Consider the following 18,196-nt stretch of genomic DNA (forward strand, 5'->3'; position numbering starts at 1 on the left):
GCACGGCCTTCGCATGCGGGAGAGCCGCCCGCTACAGTCGTGGCATGGGAACCATGCAGTACGGGAGCGGCAGCGAGATCCAGATCGAGGACCGCGCCCTCGCACACCTCAAGGTCGCGATCGCGACCAAGCTCCGCCGCAACGAGAGCTTCACGCTCTCCTGGCGTCACCCCGAGGGCGATACGCCCGGTCGCTCGACCATCTGGCTGCACCCGTCCATCCCGCTCCGGTTCACGTTCGAGGAGCCGGAGACCCCGCAGCTCAACGTGAAGTGGATCCAGGCGCTGATGGTCGAGGCGAGCTCGTCCGGAGGTATCAGCCTGGTCGACGAAGTCATCGATGGTCCCGCCGAGTAAGCGCTCGGCGGTGCCGGCGTGGCACTGACCCGCGAGGCACTGCGCCGTGAGCTGGGGGAGGCCCTCGGTCGTCCCGTGTCGTCGGACACCGACTGGGCGGAGGCCTTCGCCGGGAGAGCGTCGACACCGCGCCTCCAGCTCGTCGCGCTGCTGCTGATCATGGACGTCAGCCCGCAGCTCGTGAACGGGTGGCGGCATCGATCGGCCGAAGACGATCTCATCCGATCCCTCCCGCGCAAGAAGCTGCCCTGGGACGCAGAGACCGCGGCGTTCGCCCTGCGCGCCGCGCTCGCCATCGATGCCATGAGCTATGTGTGCGCCCCGGCGCTGCGCGGCGCCAAGACGGCGACGGACGCCGGGCATCGGGATGCCGAGCTGTATGAGGCGCTCGAGGCCAGCGTGCAGCACCTCGACGGGCTGATGTCCGGACGGTTCGCCTCTCGCTACGGCGTCGACAAGGATCTCAAGGTCGCGCGCCGCCTGCGGGCGTCGTTCCTGCCGTCGGGAGTCCTCGACCTCACGGTGGTCGACGACGGAGACGAGTGGGCCGAGTCGGCACGACGACTCGCCCGCGCGCTGCCCGTGGATGACATCGAACCGATCGTGCGGCACCTGGCCGCGCTCGGACACAAGGCGCCGTCCCAGACCTGGCAGCGCCAGGCGCGGCAGCACGTGCAGTCCGACGCCGGCCGCCGTCTGGTGCGCGAGTGGATACGCGCCGCGGCCGAGACCGGGGTGGCCGCGGACGGCCATCTCTTCACGCCGTCGAACGAGGATCTCGTGCGCGCGGCCGTCGTCGCCGCGCGCTGGCTGTCCTCGGACGACGTACCCGCGCCGCTACTCGGCGCGCTCGCCCGCCAGGGCGCCGCCACGCGACCCCCGCAGACCGAGTCGCTCGCCCTGCGGGTGGCGACCGCGGCGATCGACAGTCTGGTGCAGCGCGATGCGCCCGCCGACACCGCAGAGATCGAGGCGCTGCTGGAGAGCATCGCACGCCGCGATCTGGTGAAGCGCATCGGAGCGGCGCTCGGCTCGGAGGCGACGGCCCGAGCGGCGACGCGCGACGACGACTTGAAGCGGGAGAAAGCGGCGGCCGTACGGGCCAAGGCGAATCCGATCCCCCGGGTGCTGCGTGGTGAGGTCGATCGACTGTTGCGCGACCACGTCGACGGCACGATGCGCGGATTCGGCTTCCGCAAGTCGGGGCGCACCTGGCGGCGGACCGTGGAGGACCGCGTCGAGGTCATCGACTTCTTCTCCAGCGGCCTGCACATGAGCGTGCACTACGGCGTGCTGTTCCCGGCGCTGCATCCGGAGGACGGCGTCGCCGCCCACCGCGACCCGCAGCGGGTGAAGCCCTACCAGCTCGATGTGTCGATCGTGGAGAGCGCGTGGTTCGCGGAGGAGGACACCCTCGAGCGGCTGGCCGCCCGCGTGCGCTCGGCCATCGTGCCGTTCCTGGGCGCCTGCGGCGACCGGGCTCGGCTCGCGGCGGTGCTCACCACAGGGGAGGGCATCCCGGCTGCGGAGGGCGTGCGGGATCCGGTGACCGGCCACACCGAGACGACGCTCCACCTGCGCACCCGACCGTTCACGCCCGGCATCGCGCTCGGCGCCCTGTCGTGCGTGGCCGGGGACCGGCTCTCCGCGCAGGCGTGGCTCGACGACGCCGATGCCGCGGTCGATCCCCTGAGCCATCCACGGTCGAAGGCGGAGATCGACTACTGGCGCCGGCGCCTCGCGGCCACGGAGTGAGGGCGCCGCGGCGGGTGTCCTCGCGTCAGGACGCCGGGTACGGCTGCGCGGTCAGCTGCCGTGCGAGGTGTGCCGCGTTGCGCGCGGCCGTCTGGATGGCCGAGGCCACCTTCTCCGGGGTCTCCTCGAGGTCTTTGTAATCGACCGTCTGCATCGCCTCGCCGTTCCAGTACACCGAGGCCTGGGCGGGGATCGTGTAGCCGATGTCGTCGAGCGCCTGGAACAGGATCGCCGAGATGTGGTGGGCGCCGTCCTCGTTCCCGAGCACGCCGGCGATCGCGACCTTGTCGAACAGGATCGGGCGGCCCTGGTCGTCGGTCTCGCTCAGCTCGGCGTCGAGCCGCTCGAGCACGCGCTGCGCCACGCTCGAGTGCTGGCCCATCCAGGTCGGCGTCACGAACACGAGGATGTCCGCCGCCAGCACCCGCCGACGCAGAGTCGGCCACTGGTCGCCGTCGCCCATGTCCTTCTCGACGCCGGGGCGGATGTCGAAGTCGACGGCCCGCACCACGTCGCCCGAGACGTCATGAGCGGACAGGGCGTCGAGCAGCTGGCGCGAGAGGAGATCGGAGCTCGACTCCGCGGGGGAGGGCTTGAGCGTGCAGGAGATCGCGAGGGCGGTGAGCGTACTGGTCATGCGACGATCACACCAGGGCCGGAGACCGCGGCACAGGGCCTTCCCGGGCCCGGGCTATCCTGGTAGGGCACCGACGACAGGAGATCCCGTGATCCTCAGCTTCTTGTTCTTCATGATCCTCTTCCTCGGAGGCTTCTGGCTGCTGGGGATCGCGCACGAGCTTCCCGACACTGCCGCCGCGCTCACCTTCTGCGCCGGCATCATCCTGGTCTCGCTCGCCCTCGGTTTCGCGATGCGGCAGCGCGGTTCGGCCACGCGCCGCTCCAAGAACTGGACCGGCAGCCCGACCGAGTGAGGCCGACCCCGTCGGCGCGATCGCTCAGCGCCGACGGGACAACCGCGCCTCCAGGTTCGCCCGGACCGCGGGCCACTCGGGCTCGATGATGGAGTACTCGACGCTGTCGCGGAGCGCGCCGTTGCGGTAACGACTCATCGCGCGCATCACGCCGTCCTGCTTGGCGCCCAGTCGCTCGATCGCCGTGCGCGACTGGAAGTTGACCCACTGCGTGGTGAGCCCCACGCGGAACACCCCGAGCGTTTCGAACGCGTGCCGCAGGAGCAGCAGCTTCGACTCCGCGTTGGTTCCGGTTCCGTGCGCGGACGGGCGGTTCCAGGTGTAGCCGATGTGGAGCCGGGGCACGTCGGCGACGATGTCGTAGTACGACGTGAGGCCGAGGATCCGTCCGCTCGCGTCGATCGCGGTGAACGGCAGCATCTCGCCGCGGTCGACGAGCCCGAGCCGCCGATCCACCTCCGCGGCCACGCCGTCGGGCTCCGGGACCGACGTGTACCACGCCGTCTTCCACAGCTCGCCCTCGCGGACGGCGTCGACCAGCCCGTCGATGTGGGAGCGATCGAGGGGACGCAGCTCGACGAGGTCGCCGGTCAGGGTCACGGGGGCGGGCGGGACGAGGAAGGCCATGTCCCCATTCAACCAGTGCGATGCGGGGGGACCTCACGCCGCCCGGGTCGCGGTGGTCCCCTGGCGCAGCAGACGCTGGAAGGCGACGACGATCTCGACAGTGACATCGAGCTCGAAGGCGAGGCTCGCGAGGTGCGCGCCGCGAGCCCGCTCGGCGGCGGCATACGCCTGCGGTGTGAGGAGGAGCCGGGCGGCCCACTCGTCCGCCGCCCGTTCCTGGCGTTCGCGGGTGTGGGGGACCTCGGTGGGTCGATGACCGAGATGTGCGTGACCCAGCTCATGCGCCAGCACGCTGCGGGCCGTCCGTCTGCTCATGCCCGGCGCGAGGCGGATGGTGCCGGTCGCGGGATCGAACCCGCCGCGCGTGCGTCCCGGGCGCTCGATCACGCGCAGACCGAGGTCTTCGGCGCGCAGGAGGAGCTGCTGCATGTGCGTCCTCCCACGGTCGTCGGCGTCAGTCGTAGAGGTCGTCGGTGTCGGCGTCGTGCCGCTCGTCGGATTCGAAGGCGACCTCGCGGGTATTGTCGCGCGGGGTGGCGACATCGGCGGTGCGGCGCAGGGGAGTGATGATGGCGGTGGTGCCGTCGGCGTCGAGGCGCTCCTCGGCTCTCGCGACCAGGACGTGCGGCTCGATCCCGAGAGTCGCGCACACGGCATAGACCACGGGCACCGGGATCGCGCGCTTTCCGGTGACGTAGTTGTCGAGGGCGCTGCGTGCGATCCCCACGCTGCGCGCCATCGCCGCGATGCTGCTGCGCGCGGCGGCGATCTCGGCCCGCATCTGCCGCCCGACGGCCTCGTTGAACTGCTCGGCAGGTGTCCTCATTCGGCACACCCTAGCAGCGCTCCGAGATCAAGATGCCGTCATATCGGTTCATTCTTCCCGAGTGAGTGTCCGCGTGTGGGGGTAGTGTCGGCGTATGGGGACAGAACTGAGTCACACGATGGCATCGACGGTGGAGGCGGCGCGACTGCACGCCGGAGTGTCGCTCGACCGGCTGGCGGATCGATCAGGCATCTCCGCTCGTCGACTGCACGACCTCTTCGACGCGCGCGTGGACTTCACCATGGTCGACCTCGCGCGCATCGCGGCGGCGCTCGACATCCCGGTGACGGACCTCCTGCCGTTCTCGACTGCCGTGGACCCGTGAGTGCGCGATAGCGTGGCGACCATGAAGACCGTGCCCTTCGGAACCGCCACCGCCCCCGCCGTCATCGCCGGGATGATGCGTATCGCCGACAAGGACGACGCCCACATCCGCGAGCTGTATGCGACAGCCCGCGAGGCCGGCATCGACTTCTTCGACCACGCCGACATCTACGGCGGTGCGATGCACCGCTGTGAGGCCCGCTTCGCGGAGGCGCTCGCCCTCAGCCCGGGCGAGCGCGACGAGATCGTGCTGCAGACCAAGTGCGGCATCGTGCCGACGCAGGGGATGTTCGACTTCTCCTACGACCACATCGTCACCCAGGTCGAGGGATCGCTCGCGGCGCTGCGCACCGATCGCATCGACGTCCTTCTGCTGCACCGACCGGACGCGCTCGTCGAGCCCGACGAGGTCGCGCGCGCGTTCGACCACCTCGAGTCCTCCGGCAAGGTCAGGGCGTTCGGCGTCTCGAATCACACCCCGTCGCAGATCGACCTGCTCCGCACGGCCGTCCGCCAGCCCCTGATCGCCAACCAGCTGCAGCTGTCGCTCACCCACGCGCCGATCATCGCGCAGCCGGTCGCAGCGAACATCGGCGGACACGACCAGAGCATCGTGCGCGACGGCGGCGGCATCGTCGACTACTGCCGGCTGAACGGCATCACGGTGCAGGCGTGGTCGCCGTTCCAGAGCGGCACCGACGCCGGTGTCTTCCTGGGGAGTCCGGAGTATGCCGAGCTGAACGCCGTGATCGACCGGCTCGCGGCCCAGTACGGCGTCGAGCCGATCGCGATCGCCACCGCGTGGATCACGCGGCACCCCGCCGGGATGCAGGTCGTGCTGGGGACCACGACCCCCGAGCGCGTGCGGGACGCGGCGGCCGGCGCCGACGTCGTCCTCACGCGGCCCGAGTGGTACGAGCTGTTCCGCGCCGCCGGGCATCTCCTGCCCTAGGGCGGCGCGGCGCACGACCCGTCGTCTACCCTGAACTCATGCCGTTCCTGTTCTCGCTGCTGATCATCGCGCTGATGGTCGGTGCGCTGATCGACATCATCACCCGCGACGACGGGCAGGTGAAGCACCTGCCCAAGATGGTGTGGCTGATCATCGTGATCCTGCTGCCGCTCGTCGGAAGCCTGCTGTGGTTCGCGCTCGGACGCGAGTACGGCGAGGGCGGCGTCGCGATCCCCCGGATGCGGAGGGCCGAACGACCCGCCGCACCCACCGTGACGGCGCCCCCCTCCCGGCCCCGCGACACCCGCACGACGGAGCAGCAGATCGCCGACCTCGACCGCGAGATCGAGGAGTGGCGGTTGCGCGAGGAACTCGAGAAGCGGCGACGCGACGACGGCGACGCGCCCGCGGCGGGAGCGTAGACGGTTCGGAGACCGGCCGTTCGAGACGGTCCTGGCTCGGGGTGCGCGTCGGTGCCATCATGCCGGTATGAGCGCACCCGTGAACGTGGAGAACTTCGCCGTCGCCGAGACTCACCGCATGATGTCCGACCTGCAGCGCGATGCCGGGGGCGTGAACCGGTTCCGACACAACAGGGAGCCGGCCGCGATCGAGCATCAGACGGTCATCCGGCTCAACCGCGACACGCTCTACAGCTTCGCCGTCGTCGACATCCGCGCGGGGGCGACGCTCACGATCCCGGACCACGGCGATCGCTACCTCTCGGCGATGGTCGTCAACGAACGCCACTACGTGGACGCCGTCTTCCACGACCCCGGAGAGTACCGGCTGACCACCGAGCGGTTCGGCACACCCTACGTCGTGGTCGCGGTGCGCATCCTCGTCGACCCGGAAGACCAGGCAGACGTGGCCGTCGTGACGGCGCTCCAGGATCAGCTCGGGATCGACAGTGCGTCCGCCGAGCCCTTCCCCCTCCCCGACGACGACCCCGCGGACCTGGACGAGACACGCGGGGCGCTGCTGACTCTTGCGCGGAACCTGCGCGGCTTCGACCGCATGTTCGGGGCCGAGGCCGAAGTCGATCCGATCCGTCACCTGATCGGAACCGCGGCGGGGTGGGGAGGGCTGCCCTCCTGGGAGGCTCAGTACATCGGCGTCGACCCGCGGCTGCCGCGGGGGCGGTACGAGCTCCGAGTGGTCGACGTTCCCGTGGACGGGTTCTGGTCCATCTCGGTGTACAACGCCGACGGCTTCTTCGAGCCGAACGACCGCGGTGCCTACACGATCAACAACATCACCGGAGTCCGGGACGACGACGGCGCCATCACGGTGCGGTTCGGCGACCACCCCGACGGCGTGCCGAACGTGATCCCGATTCCGGAGGGGTGGAACTACCTCGTGCGTCTGTACCGTCCGCGGGCCGAGCTCCTCGACGGGAGCTGGACGTTCCCGGCCCTGCAGCGTTCGGTGTGACCCTCGCCGGAGGCGTCGACCTGATCGCGCGCCGGGGTGCGATCAGGTCGACGCGGCGAAGGAGGAGCGCAGCGCCTCATCGAGGTCGGGATAGCGGAACGTGAAGCCCGCGGCACGGAGCTTCTCGGGCAGCACCCACCGGCTCTTCAAGACGAGCTCGGTCTCGGTGCGGATGCCGATCGCGCCCAGCTCCAGCATCCACCGCGGCGTCGGCGGGCCGAGACGCACCCCCAGCGCGCGACGCACGGCCGCCATGAAGGCGACGTTGTCCACGGGGTTCGGCGACGCGGCGTTCACCGGACCCTCCAGCGCCGGCGTCTGCTCCAGGAACTCCACGATCCGAGCCACATCGTCGAGGTGGATCCAGCTGAACCGCTGGCGACCGCGGCGTGCGCCGAAGCGATGCGCGGTGCCGGCCTCCCGGCGCGCACGGCTCACCGGCCAGCGCCCGTCGTACTGCGGACCACCGAGGCCCAGGCGGGCGAGGGTGCGCAGCGGGCCGAGCACTCCGCCGTCGCCCAGCACGATCGCGCTGCGCAGGGCGACACGGCGCGTGCCGGGCAGCGCGCCCGTGAACAGCTCCCGCTCCCAGGCCTTCGCGACCTCGACCGAGAAGCCGCTGCCGAGCTCGCCGTCCGCCTCGGTCATCGGCCGGTCCTCGGCGTGGCGGTAGATCGTCGCGGTGGACGAGTTGATCCACAGGGCGGGCGGGGCCGAGGCGCGCGCGATCGCGGTGCGCAGGGCGGCGGTGGTGTCGAGCCGGGAGCGGAAGATCTCGGCGCGGTTCGCCGGCGTGTACCGGCAGTTGACGCTCTTGCCCGCGAGGCCGAGGACGAGCGCGGAACCCTCGACCGCGGCGTCGATCCCGGCCTGGTCGGTCCAGGCGAGGTCGGCGCCCGCGCGAGAGACCGTGACGACCTCCCGCCCCTGCCCGCGCAGGCGTTCGGTGAGGTACTGCCCCATGAATCCGGTGGACCCGCCCACCACGACCCGTCCTGTGCTCATGCGCGGTCATCCTCCGGTGGTCGGGGCTCGGCACCCGAGGTGGGGCGGAGCAGGCGGTCCAGCAGTGTCAGCGCCTCGTGCTGCGGGGCGTCGGGGTCGAGCAGCCACTGCGTCTGCAGGCCGTCCGAGGCGGCGATGACCAGGGCCGCGACCGCCTCGGGGTCGGCGTCGTCGCGGATGCGCCCCTCGCGCTGCTGCTGCCGCACGGTCGCGGCGATGCTCGCTCGCAGTCGCGCGAACCGGTCGGTGGCGAACTCCCTCGCCGCCGGATGGCCCTCCTCCAGCGCGGAGGCCACCAGGGCCGAGTACAGCTGCACGAGGCCTGGCACCTCGCGGTTGACCCTGGCCGACAGGATCATGCTCTCCACGGGCGTCGCGTCGTCTCGCGCCTCGGGGTGCCGGCCAGGGGCGTTGCTCTCGCGGTAGACCGCGACCAGGAGCTCCTCCAGGGAGCCGAAGTAGTGCGTGAGCGCGGCGTGCGTGACGCCGACCTCGCTGGCGATCGCGCGCAGGCTCGTGCGGTCGGCGCCGCGGGTCGCGAACACCTCGATCGCGCGGTCGAGGATCTCCTGCCGACGCGCGATCCCCTTGGCGTAGGCGCCGCGGGCGCGTGGGCGCTCGGGACCGTCGGCGGAGGAGGGGGGCATGGGCCGAGTCTAGTGCGACCAAAACTTCCATGTGGAGGTATTCGGTGATAGCGTGCCAGCGCGGGGCACCACCCGCGAGTCGCCGACGACCCGAGGAGCACGACCGATGACGATCCAGACGTCCCTGCAGCTGTTCACCATCCGCGAGCAGCTGGAGGCCGACCTCGACGGCACTCTCGCCGCCGTCGCCGCGCGCGGGTTCACGGCCGTCGAGCCGTACGACTTCGTGCGCAGGGCCGAGGCGATGGCCGCCGCGCTCGCCGCCGCCGGCCTCACCGCGCCCTCCGGACACGCGTTCCTGGCGTCGGAGTCGTTCGTCAACCCGGACGGCAGCGGCACCACCCTGCCCGTGCCCGCGCCCGCCGAGGTGTTCGCGGCGGCGAAGACGCTCGGCATGCACACCGTGATCGACCCGTACACCGAACCTGCCCGCTGGGAGTCGGTGGAGCAGATCGCCGAGACCGCCCGACTGCTCAACGCCGCGGCCGAGGTCGGCGCCGCGATGGGCGTGCGCGTCGGCTACCACAACCACGCCCACGAGCTCGAGGCCGCGTTCGACGGCGTGACGGGGCTGGAGGTGCTGGCGGGCCTGCTCGACGACCGCGTGGTGCTGGAGGTGGACCTCTACTGGGTGGCGCGCGGTGGGGTCGACCCCGAGGCCCTGCTGGAGCGCCTGGGCGACCGCGTGATCGCGGTGCACGCCAAGGACGGCACGCTCGACCCCGCCCTGCTCGACGCCTACCCGCCGGCGGACCAGGTGCCCGCGGGCGACGGCGCCGTCCCGCTCGTGGCGGCCATCGCGGCGGCCCCCGCGCTCGAGCTCGCCATCGTGGAGTTCGACCACTACGAGGGCGACCTGTTCGACGCGATCGAGCGCAGTCGGCGGTTCCTCGACGCGGAGGTCGCGGGCTGATGGGGCGCGCAGGCGACGCGGTCGGCGTCGGCATCATCGGCGCGGGCAACATCAGCGACCAGTACCTGCAGAACCTGACCCGGTTCCCCGACGTGCGGGTGCTCGCGATCGGCGACCTCCTCCCGGAGCGCGCCCGCGCTCAGGCCGAGGCGTACGGCGTGCCGCGGGCGGGCGGCGTGGACGTGGTGCTCGACGACCCCGACATCGCCGTGGTCGTCAACCTCACGATCCCGGCCGCGCACGTCGCGGTGTCCGAGGCGATCATCCGCGCCGGGAAGCACGTGTGGACGGAGAAGCCGCTCGGCGTGAGCCGGGAGGAGGCCAGCCGGCTGCTGCGCACCGCCGAGGCGGCCGGACGGCGCATCGGCGCCGCGCCCGACACGGTGCTCGGCCCCGGGGTGCAGACCGCGAAGCGCGCGATCGCCCGCGGCGACATCGGGCGGCCGCTGTTCGGGCAGACGACGTTCCAGTGGCAGGGACCGGAGATCTTCCACCCGAACCCGGCGTTCCTCTACGCCAAGGGCGCCGGTCCGCTGCTCGACATGGGTCCGTACTACGTCTCGACGCTCGTGCACGTGTTCGGCCCGGTGGCGGCGGTCGCCGCGCTCGGGCTGCAGGGTGCGCCGACCAGGCGGGTGCAGGTCGGCGAGCTCGCCGGGCAGGAGTTCCCCGTCGAGATCCCGTCGACGCTGAGCGTGCTGCTCGACTTCGAGGGTGGCGGCCAGGCCCAGAGCCTCTACAGCACCGACTCGCCCCTCGTGCGGCAGGGCATCGTGGAGATCACCGGGACCGAGGGCACGATCACGATCCCCGACCCCAACACCTTCGGGGGACCGATCACGATCACCCGCCCGCTCGCGCGCCACTTCGTGCCGCCGGAGCCCGTGGAGCAGGAGATCGTCGACGTCGCCCAGGAGGGCGTGCTCGCCGGTCGCGGCATCGGCCTGTTGGACATGGTCCGCTCGATCGCGGACGACCGCCCGCACGTCGCCACGGGCGAGTTCGCGTACCACGTGCTCGACACGCTGCTGTCGATCGAGGAGGCCGCGGAACAGCGCCGCTTCGTCGAGGTGGCCAGCACGCTCGATCAGGTCGGCGCGCTGTCGGCCGACTTCGACCCCTTCGCCGCGACATAGCGGTCGACGCTCGCGGGGGAGAGCACCTCGCGGGCGACCATGATCGCCGCCCCCAGCACCGCGGCCCGGTCTCCGGCCTGGGACTGCACGATGGCCAGGTGCTGGGTGGCGAGGGGGATCGACCGGCGGTACACGACCTCGCGGACACCGGCCAGCAGATGCTCACCGGCCCGCGCGATGCTGCCGCCCAGCACGATGATCGACGGGTTGAGGAGGTTCACGACGGTGGCGAGCACCTCGCCCACGTCGCGGCCCGCCTGCCGGGTCGCCTCGATCGCCGCCGCGTTGCCTCCGCGCACCAGGTCGACGACGTCGGAGGCGCTGTGCACCTCGTGCCCCGCCGCGCGCAGCGCGATCGCGAGGGCCGAGCCGCTGGCCAGGGCCTCGAGGTCGCGCTCGTCGTCCGGATCGCGCTCGGATCCCGCCCCCCGCGGCACCTGCACGTGGCCCATGTCGCCCGCCGAGCCCTGGGCTCCGCGCTGCAGCTGTCCACCCGCGATGATGCCGGCGCCGATGCCCGTGGACACCTTGACGAAGATCAGGTCGTCGACGCGCGGCCAGCTGGTGGCCTGCTCGCCGAGCGCGAGGATGTTCACGTCGTTGTCGACCAGCACGGGCACGTCGAAGGTCCGCTGCACATAGGCGGGAACGTCGAAGCGGTCCCACCCCGGCATGATCGGCGGGTTCGTGGGCCGTCCGGTCGAGTGCTCGACGGGGCCGGGCACCCCGATGCCGACGCCGACCAGCGGTAGTCCGTCCGCGGTCGCCGCGAGCAGCGCGGCGCCGTCGGCGAGGATGGTGTCGAGGAGCTTCTCGGGGCCGTCGCCGATGTCGATCGTGCGCGTGCGGGCGTCGAGGATGACACCGGACAGATCGGCGACCGCGACCGTGGCGTGCGTGGCCCCGAGGTCGACCGCGAGCGAGAGTCCGGCGCGGGGATTGAAGGCCACCCGCGCGGGCGGGCGTCCGCCCGTGGAGGCGGCTTCGCCCGCCGGCCGCAGGAGCCCGGCGGCGAGGAGCGCGTCGACACGGAGGGCGACGGTCGAGCGGGCGAGTCCGGTGAGCGCCGCGAGCTCGGCCTTGGTGCGCGCCTGGCCGTCGCGGAGGATCTGGAAGATCTCGCCCGTCCCCGGGGAGGGCACCGTGACCGGCCTCAGCACGTCAACCATTCGGTCAGTAAACCACAGCACTTCGGAGTGCAGAGGCAGAACTTCGAATTCGGTTCGAACAACTTTTGACGAAAAGCTAGCAAAAGTCGTTCGGAGTGTGTCAGACTCCCCGACATGACAACGGATGTCACAGACACCGGTCTCGGGACGATCCGAGCCGGCATCCTCGGCGGGGGATTCATGGCCCGCGTCCACCGCGCGGCAGCGCGCGACGCAGGGGGAGAGCTGCGGGCGATCGCCACCCGGTCGGCCGCGGGCGGACGCGATGCGGCGCAGGCACTGGGGGCCGAGCGGGCGGAGGTCGACGCCGACGCCCTCCTCGACGCCGACGACATCGACGTGGTGCACATCTGCACCCCCAACGCCACGCACGCCGACCTCGCGCGCCGCGCGCTGCACGCCGGCAAGCACGTGATCTGCGAGAAGCCGCTCGCGACCACCGCGGACGACGCCCGCGAGCTCGCGGAGGCGGCCGCCGCGGCCGGCCTCATCGGCGCCGTCCCCTTCATCTACCGCTACCACCCCATGGTGCGCGAGGCCAGGGCCCGCATCGCCAGGGGAGAGGCGGGAGACCTGCTCACCCTCGACTGCTCCTACCTCCAGGACTGGATGCTGCTGCCCGGCGACGACGACTGGCGCGTGAGGTCTGAGGCAGGCGGCGCCTCGCGCGCCTTCGCCGACATCGGCTCGCACCTGTGCGACCTGATCGAGTTCGTCACGGGAGAGCGCATCCGTGCCCTCAGCGCCCGCAGCCGCCGCGTCTACGCGGAGCGCGGCGGGCACGCCGTCGACACCGAGGATCTCGTCGCCGTGCTCGTCGAGACCGGCTCCGGCGCGCTCGGCACGCTGCTCATCTCGCAGATGGCACCGGGGCGGAAGAACGCCCTCACCCTGGAGCTGCACGGCTCGCGGCAGAGCCTGCGGTTCGAGCAGGAGCGCCCGGAGGAGCTCTGGGTCGGGATGCGCGAGGAGTCCCGGCTGCTGCTGCGCGACCCCGCGACCGCCGGCGCCGATGCGGCCCGGCTGCAGCGGGTGCCAGCGGGGCATGCGATGGGCTATCAGGACGCGTTCAACGGCTTCGTCGCCGACGTGTACGCCGCGATCGGCGGGGCCCGACCGGACGGACTCCCGACCTTCGCCGACGGACACCGCTCCGCCGTGCTCACCGAGGCCGTGCTCGACTCGGCGGCGCACGACGGCCGATGGGTGGAGGTGACGGCATGACCGCCACGACGACGCAGCCCGTGCTCGCGGCGCGCGGCATCCGCAAGTCGTTCTTCGGCGTGGAGGTGCTGCACGGCGTCGACCTGGACGTGCGACCGGGTGAGGTGCACGGCCTCGTGGGCGAGAACGGTGCGGGCAAGTCCACGCTCATGAAGATCATCGCCGGAGTGCAGCCCGCCGACGAGGGCACCCTGACGTACCTCGGCGAAGAGGTGCACCACGCGCACCCGCGTCAGGCCATGGACGCGGGCATCGTGACCGTGTTCCAGGAATTCACCCTCCTGCCCGAGCGCACGGTCGCGCAGAACGTGTACCTCGGACGTGAGCCGCGCCGGGCGGGCTTCGTGGACGTGCGCGGCATGAACGCGAAGACGAGCGCACTGCTCGACGACCTCGGAGTGTCGTTCATCGACCCGCAGGCCCGCGTCGGCTCGCTCACCGTGGCCGAGCAGCAGATCGTCGAGATCGTGAAGGCCCTGTCGTTCGACGCCCGGGTCATCTCGATGGACGAGCCGACGGCGGCACTCAGCGACCGCGAGGTCGAGCTGCTGTACGCCATCATCCGCCGGCTCACCTCGCGCGGGGTCGCGGTGCTCTACGTGTCGCACCGGCTCAAGGAGATCTTCGACCTCTGCGACCGCATCACCATCCTCAAGGACGGCGCCCTCGTGTCCACCGACGACACCGCGGCGCTCACGACCGACGAGCTCGTGCGGCGCATGGTCGGGCGCTCCATCCAGTCGTACTTCCCCGACGCGCTCGAGGGCACCGCGGTGGGGGAGCCGCGGCTCGAGCTCGACGGCTGCGGCAACGCCTACGTGGACGGGGTGTCGCTCACGCTGCGCGCCGGCGAGATCGTCGGCGTCGCCGGGCTCCAGGGCTCCGGACGCACGGAGCTCGTGGAGGGCGTGTTCGGCATCCAGGCGTTCACGCGCGGCACGATGCGCATCGACGGCGCCCCCGTGCGCATCACCGGCCCCCGGGCGGCCGTCCGTGCGGGGCTCGCGCTCGTGTCGGAGGACCGCAAGGCGCAGGGCCTCGCGCTCGGCCAGTCGGTGCTCGACAACGCCCTGCTGGTCGTGCGCAGCGTGTTCGCCGGGCGCACGGCCGCGTCGCGCCGCGAGGTGCCCGGCGTGCTCAGCGCGCTGGAGGTGTCGTCGCGCGGGCTCGACCAGGAGGTGCGGTACCTCTCCGGCGGCAACCAGCAGAAGGTCGTGCTCGCGAAGTGGCTGCTCACCGGACCGCAGATCGTGCTGTTCGACGAGCCGACACGCGGCATCGACGTGGGCGCGAAGTACGCGGTGTACGAGCTGATGCGCCAGCTTGCGGCGCAGGGCACGGCCGTGCTGATGGTCTCGAGCGAGCTGCCGGAGGTGATCGGCATGAGCGACCGCATCCTGGTGATGCACGACGGGGAGCTGGTCGCCGAGCTGCCCGCGGGCTCCGCGGAGCACGAGATCCTCGCCGCGGCGACCGGTGCGGATGCGCGCCCCTCGACCGAGGGAGGCCAGCGATGACCACCGCCACCCGCCCCCGGCTGCGCATCGACTCCACCGTGATCGTGCTCGGCATCCTCGTGCTGACCCTCGTGGTCGGGGCGATCCTCGTCGCGACCGTCGGCCGCAACTTCCTCAGCCCCGGCAACATCCGCGACGTGCTGACCGGCATGAGCGTGCTCGGACTGGTCGCGATCGGGCAGACGCTCGTGGTGCTCGGGGCGTCGCTCGACCTCTCCGTCACCTACGTCATCAGCCTGTCGAGCCTGCTCGCGGCCACCCTGATGAACGGCAACCCCGGCAACATCCCGGTCGCCGTGGCCGTCACGCTGCTGGTGTGCGCGGGCATCGGGCTGCTCAACGGCGTGATCGTGACGGTACTCAAGGTGAATGGCTTCATCGCCACGCTCGGCGTGGGGCTGATCCTCCAGGGCATCCTCAACACGAACTTCGAGGGCTCGGCGGGCAACGTCCCCTGGGCGTTCCAGCTGATCGGCGCCACCGGCGTCGGGCCCGTCCCGGTGTCGACGATCATCATGATCGTGCTCGCCGTGGTGGTCTGGGTGCTGCTGAACCGCACCCGCACCGGCGCGCACCTGTACGCCGTAGGCGGAGACCCGGAGATCGCACGGCTCAGCGGCGTGCGCACGCGGATGCCGCTGATCTGGGCGCACGTGCTGTGCTCCGTGTTCGCGGGGCTCGCCGGACTGCTGCTCGCGAGCCGCCTCGGCGTCGGGAGCCCGACCGTCGGGCAGCAGGGCGGCTATGCGCTGCTCTCGATCGCCGCGGTCGTGCTGGGCGGCACGCTGCTCCTCGGCGGCCGCGGCTCCATCTGGGGCACGATCGGCGGCGTCGCGATCCTCGCGGTGGTCGACAACGTGATGAGCGTGCTGCAGGTGAACCCGTTCCTGAAGGACGTGGTGCGCGGCGTGGTCATCGTCGCGGCGGTCGCGGTGTACAGCCGTCGCGCGATCGTGCGGCGTCGCCCGCGCTTCGGCGCCGGGGGCACGCGCACCGGGGGCGATGCGGCGGCCAAAGCCGCGGAGGCCGAGATGGCGGCGGCGGCGCGGGAGCTCGCGCCCAGTCCCGGCTCCACGACGGAAGGAACGCGCTCATGAAGGCCCTGCGCACCCTCGTCAGCCCGCGCGGCGCCGTGTTCCTGCTGCTGGTGGTGCTGCTCGTCGCGGTCACGATCCTCAACCCGAGCTTCGCCGAGCCGGGGCAGTTCATGCGGTTCCTGCAGCGGGTCGCACCCATCGCCATCGTCGCGATCGGGCAGTACTTCGTGATCATCGCCGGCGAGTTCGACCTGTCGCAGGGCTCGCTCATCACGGCGCAGGTCATCATCGCCGGCAACCTGGTGGGCCAGGACGACGCCCGCACCATCCCGGTGCTGCTGCTCATGGTGGTCTTCGCGGTGGCCGTCGGGCTCGTGAACGGCCTGATCACGACGCTGCTGAAGGTGCCGTCGTTCATCGTGACGCTCGGCATGATGCTCGCGCTGCTCGGCGGGGTGATGTGGTGGACAGGGGGAGCGGCCACCGGAAACCCCGCCGACAGCTTCCGCGAGATCGGACGTGGCGGCCTGCGCGACGTGCCGCTGCTGGACTTCATCCCGTGGGCGGTGCTGCTGCTGATCGTGTGGCTCGCGCTGGGCATCGTCCTCACGAAACGGCCGCTCGGCAAGACCCTCATCGCCATCGGCGACAACGCCAGGGCCGTGGACTACGCCGGTGCCCGCCGCGCCTGGGTCACCACGCGCGCGTTCGTGATCTCCTCGCTCTCGGCCACGCTGTCGGCCGTGCTGCTGGTCGGCTATGCGGGCGTGCACCCGTCGGTCGGCCGCGGCTACGAGTTCACCGCCATCACGGCGGTCGTGCTCGGCGGCGTCGTGCTCGGCGGTGGCCGGGGCTGGATCGTGGGCGCGGTCGCCGGGGCGTTCACGCTCGAGGCGCTGTTCATGCTCCTCAACATCGCGGGCGTGCCGTCCACGCTGCGCGACGCCGTGCAGGGCGTCATCATCATCGCTGCGGTGGCCTACTCCGCCGTCGCCTTCCGTGCCCGCCGCGCACGCGGCCCCCAATCCGCGGCGCCGGAGCCCGCGGAACCCGAACCAGCGGCGCCCGTGACCCACGGGGCCGCCACGACCTCACGCACCATCCACACAGAAACCAGAGGAGATTAGCAATGCGACGATCGATGAAGATCGCCACCGCCGGGGTGGCCCTCTTCGGCCTCATCGCGCTCGCCGGGTGCACGACCGACCCGTCCGTGGCGCCGGCGGAGTCGGAGAACCCCGAGCAGGCGGCGGAGACGACCGAGTGGTTCGACCAGGAGCTGTTCGACAAGCAGGACGAGGAGCGCGGCGTGGAACCCCAGGGTCCCGCCGACGAGCCCTACCTGCAGCACATCAACGCCGAGATGGTCGACACGTCCGAGTTCGCCAGCGCCGGGGCCAAGAAGGCCTGCTTCGCGAACGCCTCGATCTCCAACCCGTGGCGGCAGACGGGCTGGATCACCATGAACGAGCAGCTCAAGGCGCTGCAGGAGGCCGGGGCGATCAGCGAGATGGAGACGCGCGACGCGCAGGACTCCGATGACACGCAGATCGCCGACATCGACTACTTCATCTCGGAGGGGAACTGCGATGTGTTCCTCATCTCGCCGAACAGCACGGCGGCCATGACGCCCGCCGTCGACCGGGCGTGCGAGACCGGGAAGCCCGTGGTGGTGTTCGACCGCGGTGTGAACACCGACTGCCCCGTCACCTTCATCCACCCCATCGGCGGCTTCGCCTGGGGCATCGACACGGCCGAGTTCCTGATCGACAACCTGGAGGAGGGCGACAAGGTCGTGGCCCTGCGCATCCTCCCCGGCGTCGACGTGCTGGAGCACCGCTGGGCCGGTGCCGAGAAGCTGTTCGACGAGGCGGGCATCGAGGCCGTGGACTACTTCACGGGCGCCGACCCGGCGGAGATCAAGAGCATCATCAGCGACGAGCTCGCCAAGGGCGACGTCGACGGCATCTGGATGGACGCCGGTGACGGCGCCGTCGCGGCCATCGAGGCGTTCGAGGACGCCGGCGCGGACTACCCGGTCATGACCGGTGAGGACGAGATGAGCTTCCTGCGCAAGTGGAAGGACACGGGCCTCACCGGCCTCGCCCCGGTGTACTCGAACTTCCAGTGGCGCACCCCGCTGCTCGCGGCGCAGATGATCTTCGCCGGCCAGGAGGTGCCGAAGGAGTGGGTGCTGCCGCAGAAGCCCATCACCGAGGCGGAGCTGGACGACTACCTGGCGGCGAACGAGGGCATGCCCGACGGCCACTACGCCAAGTTCGGCGGGGAGAACCTCCCCGGTTACCCGACGGTGTGGCAGGAGCGGCAGATCCCGTAACCGC

General features: G+C 71.4%; 21 protein-coding genes. 14 read left to right on the top strand and 7 right to left on the bottom strand.

Annotated elements, in window-relative coordinates:
* Positions 1–44 precede the first annotated feature (44 nt).
* A complete protein-coding gene (locus ACFWCH_RS16625) occupies positions 45–356 on the top strand; it encodes a hypothetical protein (RefSeq protein WP_136031128.1) in 312 nt (103 codons plus the stop codon).
* An 18-nt stretch (positions 357–374) separates the two neighbouring features.
* A complete protein-coding gene (locus ACFWCH_RS16630) occupies positions 375–2,111 on the top strand; it encodes a hypothetical protein (protein WP_378803880.1) in 1,737 nt (578 codons plus the stop codon).
* Positions 2,112–2,136: 25 nt separating this feature from the next.
* Here the strand turns inward: ACFWCH_RS16630 and ACFWCH_RS16635 are convergent, their stop codons facing one another.
* Entirely contained in the window at positions 2,137–2,748 is a 612-nt protein-coding gene (locus ACFWCH_RS16635; RefSeq protein WP_247639098.1) for a flavodoxin family protein, read from the bottom strand.
* Positions 2,749–2,836: 88 nt separating this feature from the next.
* Here ACFWCH_RS16635 and ACFWCH_RS16640 point away from each other — a divergent pair, with 88 nt between their 5' ends.
* Positions 2,837–3,043 carry a hypothetical protein gene (locus ACFWCH_RS16640; protein WP_136031122.1) on the top strand — a complete coding sequence of 69 codons (207 nt, stop codon included), beginning with the start codon at positions 2,837–2,839 and terminating at the stop codon, positions 3,041–3,043.
* Positions 3,044–3,067: 24 nt separating this feature from the next.
* On the opposite strand, the gene ACFWCH_RS16645 is transcribed toward ACFWCH_RS16640, so the two are convergent.
* Genes ACFWCH_RS16645 through ACFWCH_RS16655 form a run of 3 tightly spaced genes read right to left on the bottom strand, consistent with a single transcriptional unit; the run spans position 3,068 to position 4,496 of the window.
* The gene (locus ACFWCH_RS16645; RefSeq protein WP_136031120.1) at positions 3,068–3,670 is read right to left on the bottom strand and encodes a GNAT family N-acetyltransferase; all 603 of its coding nucleotides are present in this window, start codon (positions 3,668–3,670) and stop codon (positions 3,068–3,070) included.
* Between the two features lie 33 nt (positions 3,671–3,703).
* A complete protein-coding gene (locus ACFWCH_RS16650; RefSeq protein ID WP_136031117.1) occupies positions 3,704–4,099 on the bottom strand; it encodes an ImmA/IrrE family metallo-endopeptidase in 396 nt (131 codons plus the stop codon).
* 25 nt (positions 4,100–4,124) lie between these two features.
* Positions 4,125–4,496, bottom strand: coding sequence for a helix-turn-helix domain-containing protein (locus ACFWCH_RS16655; protein WP_136031115.1), 372 nt, complete (start codon positions 4,494–4,496; stop codon positions 4,125–4,127).
* Between the two features lie 94 nt (positions 4,497–4,590).
* On the opposite strand from ACFWCH_RS16655, the gene ACFWCH_RS16660 reads away from it, so the two are divergent.
* From ACFWCH_RS16660 to ACFWCH_RS16675, 4 genes are all read left to right on the top strand, one after another.
* Positions 4,591–4,821: a helix-turn-helix domain-containing protein gene (locus ACFWCH_RS16660; RefSeq protein WP_206253032.1), complete on the top strand. Its 231-nt coding sequence runs from the start codon at positions 4,591–4,593 to the stop codon at positions 4,819–4,821.
* Positions 4,822–4,842: 21 nt separating this feature from the next.
* On the top strand, positions 4,843–5,772 hold the full coding sequence (locus ACFWCH_RS16665) for an aldo/keto reductase family oxidoreductase (RefSeq protein ID WP_136031111.1): 930 nt from the start codon (positions 4,843–4,845) through the stop codon (positions 5,770–5,772).
* A gap of 38 nt (positions 5,773–5,810) precedes the next feature.
* On the top strand, positions 5,811–6,194 hold the full coding sequence (locus ACFWCH_RS16670) for a PLD nuclease N-terminal domain-containing protein (protein ID WP_136037193.1): 384 nt from the start codon (positions 5,811–5,813) through the stop codon (positions 6,192–6,194).
* A 67-nt stretch (positions 6,195–6,261) separates the two neighbouring features.
* Positions 6,262–7,206 carry a DUF1214 domain-containing protein gene (locus ACFWCH_RS16675; RefSeq protein ID WP_247639097.1) on the top strand — a complete coding sequence of 315 codons (945 nt, stop codon included), beginning with the start codon at positions 6,262–6,264 and terminating at the stop codon, positions 7,204–7,206.
* Between the two features lie 42 nt (positions 7,207–7,248).
* On the opposite strand, the gene ACFWCH_RS16680 is transcribed toward ACFWCH_RS16675, so the two are convergent.
* Together ACFWCH_RS16680 and ACFWCH_RS16685 are read right to left on the bottom strand one after the other, a co-directional pair.
* Positions 7,249–8,211, bottom strand: coding sequence for an epimerase (locus tag ACFWCH_RS16680; protein WP_247639096.1), 963 nt, complete (start codon positions 8,209–8,211; stop codon positions 7,249–7,251).
* A complete protein-coding gene (locus tag ACFWCH_RS16685; protein ID WP_136045873.1) occupies positions 8,208–8,858 on the bottom strand; it encodes a TetR/AcrR family transcriptional regulator in 651 nt (216 codons plus the stop codon). The genes ACFWCH_RS16680 and ACFWCH_RS16685 overlap by 4 nt, the downstream gene beginning before the upstream one ends.
* A 106-nt stretch (positions 8,859–8,964) precedes the next feature.
* On the opposite strand from ACFWCH_RS16685, the gene ACFWCH_RS16690 reads away from it, so the two are divergent.
* The gene (locus ACFWCH_RS16690; protein ID WP_247639095.1) at positions 8,965–9,771 is read left to right on the top strand and encodes a sugar phosphate isomerase/epimerase; all 807 of its coding nucleotides are present in this window, start codon (positions 8,965–8,967) and stop codon (positions 9,769–9,771) included.
* Entirely contained in the window at positions 9,771–10,907 is a 1,137-nt protein-coding gene (locus tag ACFWCH_RS16695) for a Gfo/Idh/MocA family protein (protein WP_136045871.1), read from the top strand. Before ACFWCH_RS16690 ends, ACFWCH_RS16695 begins: the two co-directional genes overlap by 1 nt.
* Here ACFWCH_RS16695 and ACFWCH_RS16700 read toward each other — a convergent pair.
* Positions 10,859–12,076 (bottom strand): ROK family transcriptional regulator, encoded by a 1,218-nt coding sequence (locus ACFWCH_RS16700; protein WP_136031098.1) that lies wholly within the window; start codon positions 12,074–12,076, stop codon positions 10,859–10,861. The two genes, ACFWCH_RS16695 and ACFWCH_RS16700, sit on opposite strands and share 49 nt — an antisense overlap.
* Positions 12,077–12,190: 114 nt before the next feature.
* Between ACFWCH_RS16700 and ACFWCH_RS16705 the strand changes: the two genes are divergently transcribed.
* Genes ACFWCH_RS16705 through ACFWCH_RS16725 form a run of 5 tightly spaced genes read left to right on the top strand, consistent with a single transcriptional unit; the run spans position 12,191 to position 18,192 of the window.
* A complete protein-coding gene (locus tag ACFWCH_RS16705; RefSeq protein ID WP_136044197.1) occupies positions 12,191–13,300 on the top strand; it encodes a Gfo/Idh/MocA family protein in 1,110 nt (369 codons plus the stop codon).
* The gene (locus ACFWCH_RS16710; protein ID WP_206253042.1) at positions 13,297–14,817 is read left to right on the top strand and encodes a sugar ABC transporter ATP-binding protein; all 1,521 of its coding nucleotides are present in this window, start codon (positions 13,297–13,299) and stop codon (positions 14,815–14,817) included. The genes ACFWCH_RS16705 and ACFWCH_RS16710 overlap by 4 nt, the downstream gene beginning before the upstream one ends.
* On the top strand, positions 14,814–15,914 hold the full coding sequence (locus ACFWCH_RS16715; RefSeq protein ID WP_247981987.1) for an ABC transporter permease: 1,101 nt from the start codon (positions 14,814–14,816) through the stop codon (positions 15,912–15,914). Before ACFWCH_RS16710 ends, ACFWCH_RS16715 begins: the two co-directional genes overlap by 4 nt.
* Positions 15,911–16,981, top strand: a complete 1,071-nt coding sequence (locus ACFWCH_RS16720; RefSeq protein WP_136044830.1) for an ABC transporter permease — start codon at positions 15,911–15,913, stop codon at positions 16,979–16,981. The genes ACFWCH_RS16715 and ACFWCH_RS16720 overlap by 4 nt, the downstream gene beginning before the upstream one ends.
* 14 nt (positions 16,982–16,995) lie before the next feature.
* Positions 16,996–18,192: a substrate-binding domain-containing protein gene (locus ACFWCH_RS16725; protein ID WP_372490612.1), complete on the top strand. Its 1,197-nt coding sequence runs from the start codon at positions 16,996–16,998 to the stop codon at positions 18,190–18,192.
* Positions 18,193–18,196 lie beyond the last annotated feature (4 nt).

The organism is Microbacterium sp. NPDC060132 (assembly GCF_042729675.1).
GTDB lineage: Bacteria > Actinomycetota > Actinomycetes > Actinomycetales > Microbacteriaceae > Microbacterium > Microbacterium sufflavum.

What these genes read in the sequence shown, in the direction of transcription:
- ACFWCH_RS16625 (WP_136031128.1), top strand. Translation starts at nt 45, where the DNA reads ATGGGAACCATGCAGTACGGGAGCGGCAGCGAGATCCAGATCGAGGAC.
- ACFWCH_RS16635 (WP_247639098.1), bottom strand. Translation starts at nt 2,748, where the DNA reads ATGACCAGTACGCTCACCGCCCTCGCGATCTCCTGCACGCTCAAGCCC.
- ACFWCH_RS16645 (WP_136031120.1), bottom strand. Translation starts at nt 3,670, where the DNA reads ATGGCCTTCCTCGTCCCGCCCGCCCCCGTGACCCTGACCGGCGACCTC.
- ACFWCH_RS16650 (WP_136031117.1), bottom strand. Translation starts at nt 4,099, where the DNA reads ATGCAGCAGCTCCTCCTGCGCGCCGAAGACCTCGGTCTGCGCGTGATC.
- ACFWCH_RS16655 (WP_136031115.1), bottom strand. Translation starts at nt 4,496, where the DNA reads ATGAGGACACCTGCCGAGCAGTTCAACGAGGCCGTCGGGCGGCAGATG.
- ACFWCH_RS16660 (WP_206253032.1), top strand. Translation starts at nt 4,591, where the DNA reads ATGGGGACAGAACTGAGTCACACGATGGCATCGACGGTGGAGGCGGCG.
- ACFWCH_RS16665 (WP_136031111.1), top strand. Translation starts at nt 4,843, where the DNA reads ATGAAGACCGTGCCCTTCGGAACCGCCACCGCCCCCGCCGTCATCGCC.
- ACFWCH_RS16670 (WP_136037193.1), top strand. Translation starts at nt 5,811, where the DNA reads ATGCCGTTCCTGTTCTCGCTGCTGATCATCGCGCTGATGGTCGGTGCG.
- ACFWCH_RS16675 (WP_247639097.1), top strand. Translation starts at nt 6,262, where the DNA reads ATGAGCGCACCCGTGAACGTGGAGAACTTCGCCGTCGCCGAGACTCAC.
- ACFWCH_RS16680 (WP_247639096.1), bottom strand. Translation starts at nt 8,211, where the DNA reads ATGAGCACAGGACGGGTCGTGGTGGGCGGGTCCACCGGATTCATGGGG.
- ACFWCH_RS16685 (WP_136045873.1), bottom strand. Translation starts at nt 8,858, where the DNA reads ATGCCCCCCTCCTCCGCCGACGGTCCCGAGCGCCCACGCGCCCGCGGC.
- ACFWCH_RS16690 (WP_247639095.1), top strand. Translation starts at nt 8,965, where the DNA reads ATGACGATCCAGACGTCCCTGCAGCTGTTCACCATCCGCGAGCAGCTG.
- ACFWCH_RS16695 (WP_136045871.1), top strand. Translation starts at nt 9,771, where the DNA reads ATGGGGCGCGCAGGCGACGCGGTCGGCGTCGGCATCATCGGCGCGGGC.
- ACFWCH_RS16700 (WP_136031098.1), bottom strand. Translation starts at nt 12,076, where the DNA reads ATGGTTGACGTGCTGAGGCCGGTCACGGTGCCCTCCCCGGGGACGGGC.
- ACFWCH_RS16705 (WP_136044197.1), top strand. Translation starts at nt 12,191, where the DNA reads ATGACAACGGATGTCACAGACACCGGTCTCGGGACGATCCGAGCCGGC.
- ACFWCH_RS16710 (WP_206253042.1), top strand. Translation starts at nt 13,297, where the DNA reads ATGACCGCCACGACGACGCAGCCCGTGCTCGCGGCGCGCGGCATCCGC.
- ACFWCH_RS16715 (WP_247981987.1), top strand. Translation starts at nt 14,814, where the DNA reads ATGACCACCGCCACCCGCCCCCGGCTGCGCATCGACTCCACCGTGATC.
- ACFWCH_RS16720 (WP_136044830.1), top strand. Translation starts at nt 15,911, where the DNA reads ATGAAGGCCCTGCGCACCCTCGTCAGCCCGCGCGGCGCCGTGTTCCTG.
- ACFWCH_RS16725 (WP_372490612.1), top strand. Translation starts at nt 16,996, where the DNA reads ATGAAGATCGCCACCGCCGGGGTGGCCCTCTTCGGCCTCATCGCGCTC.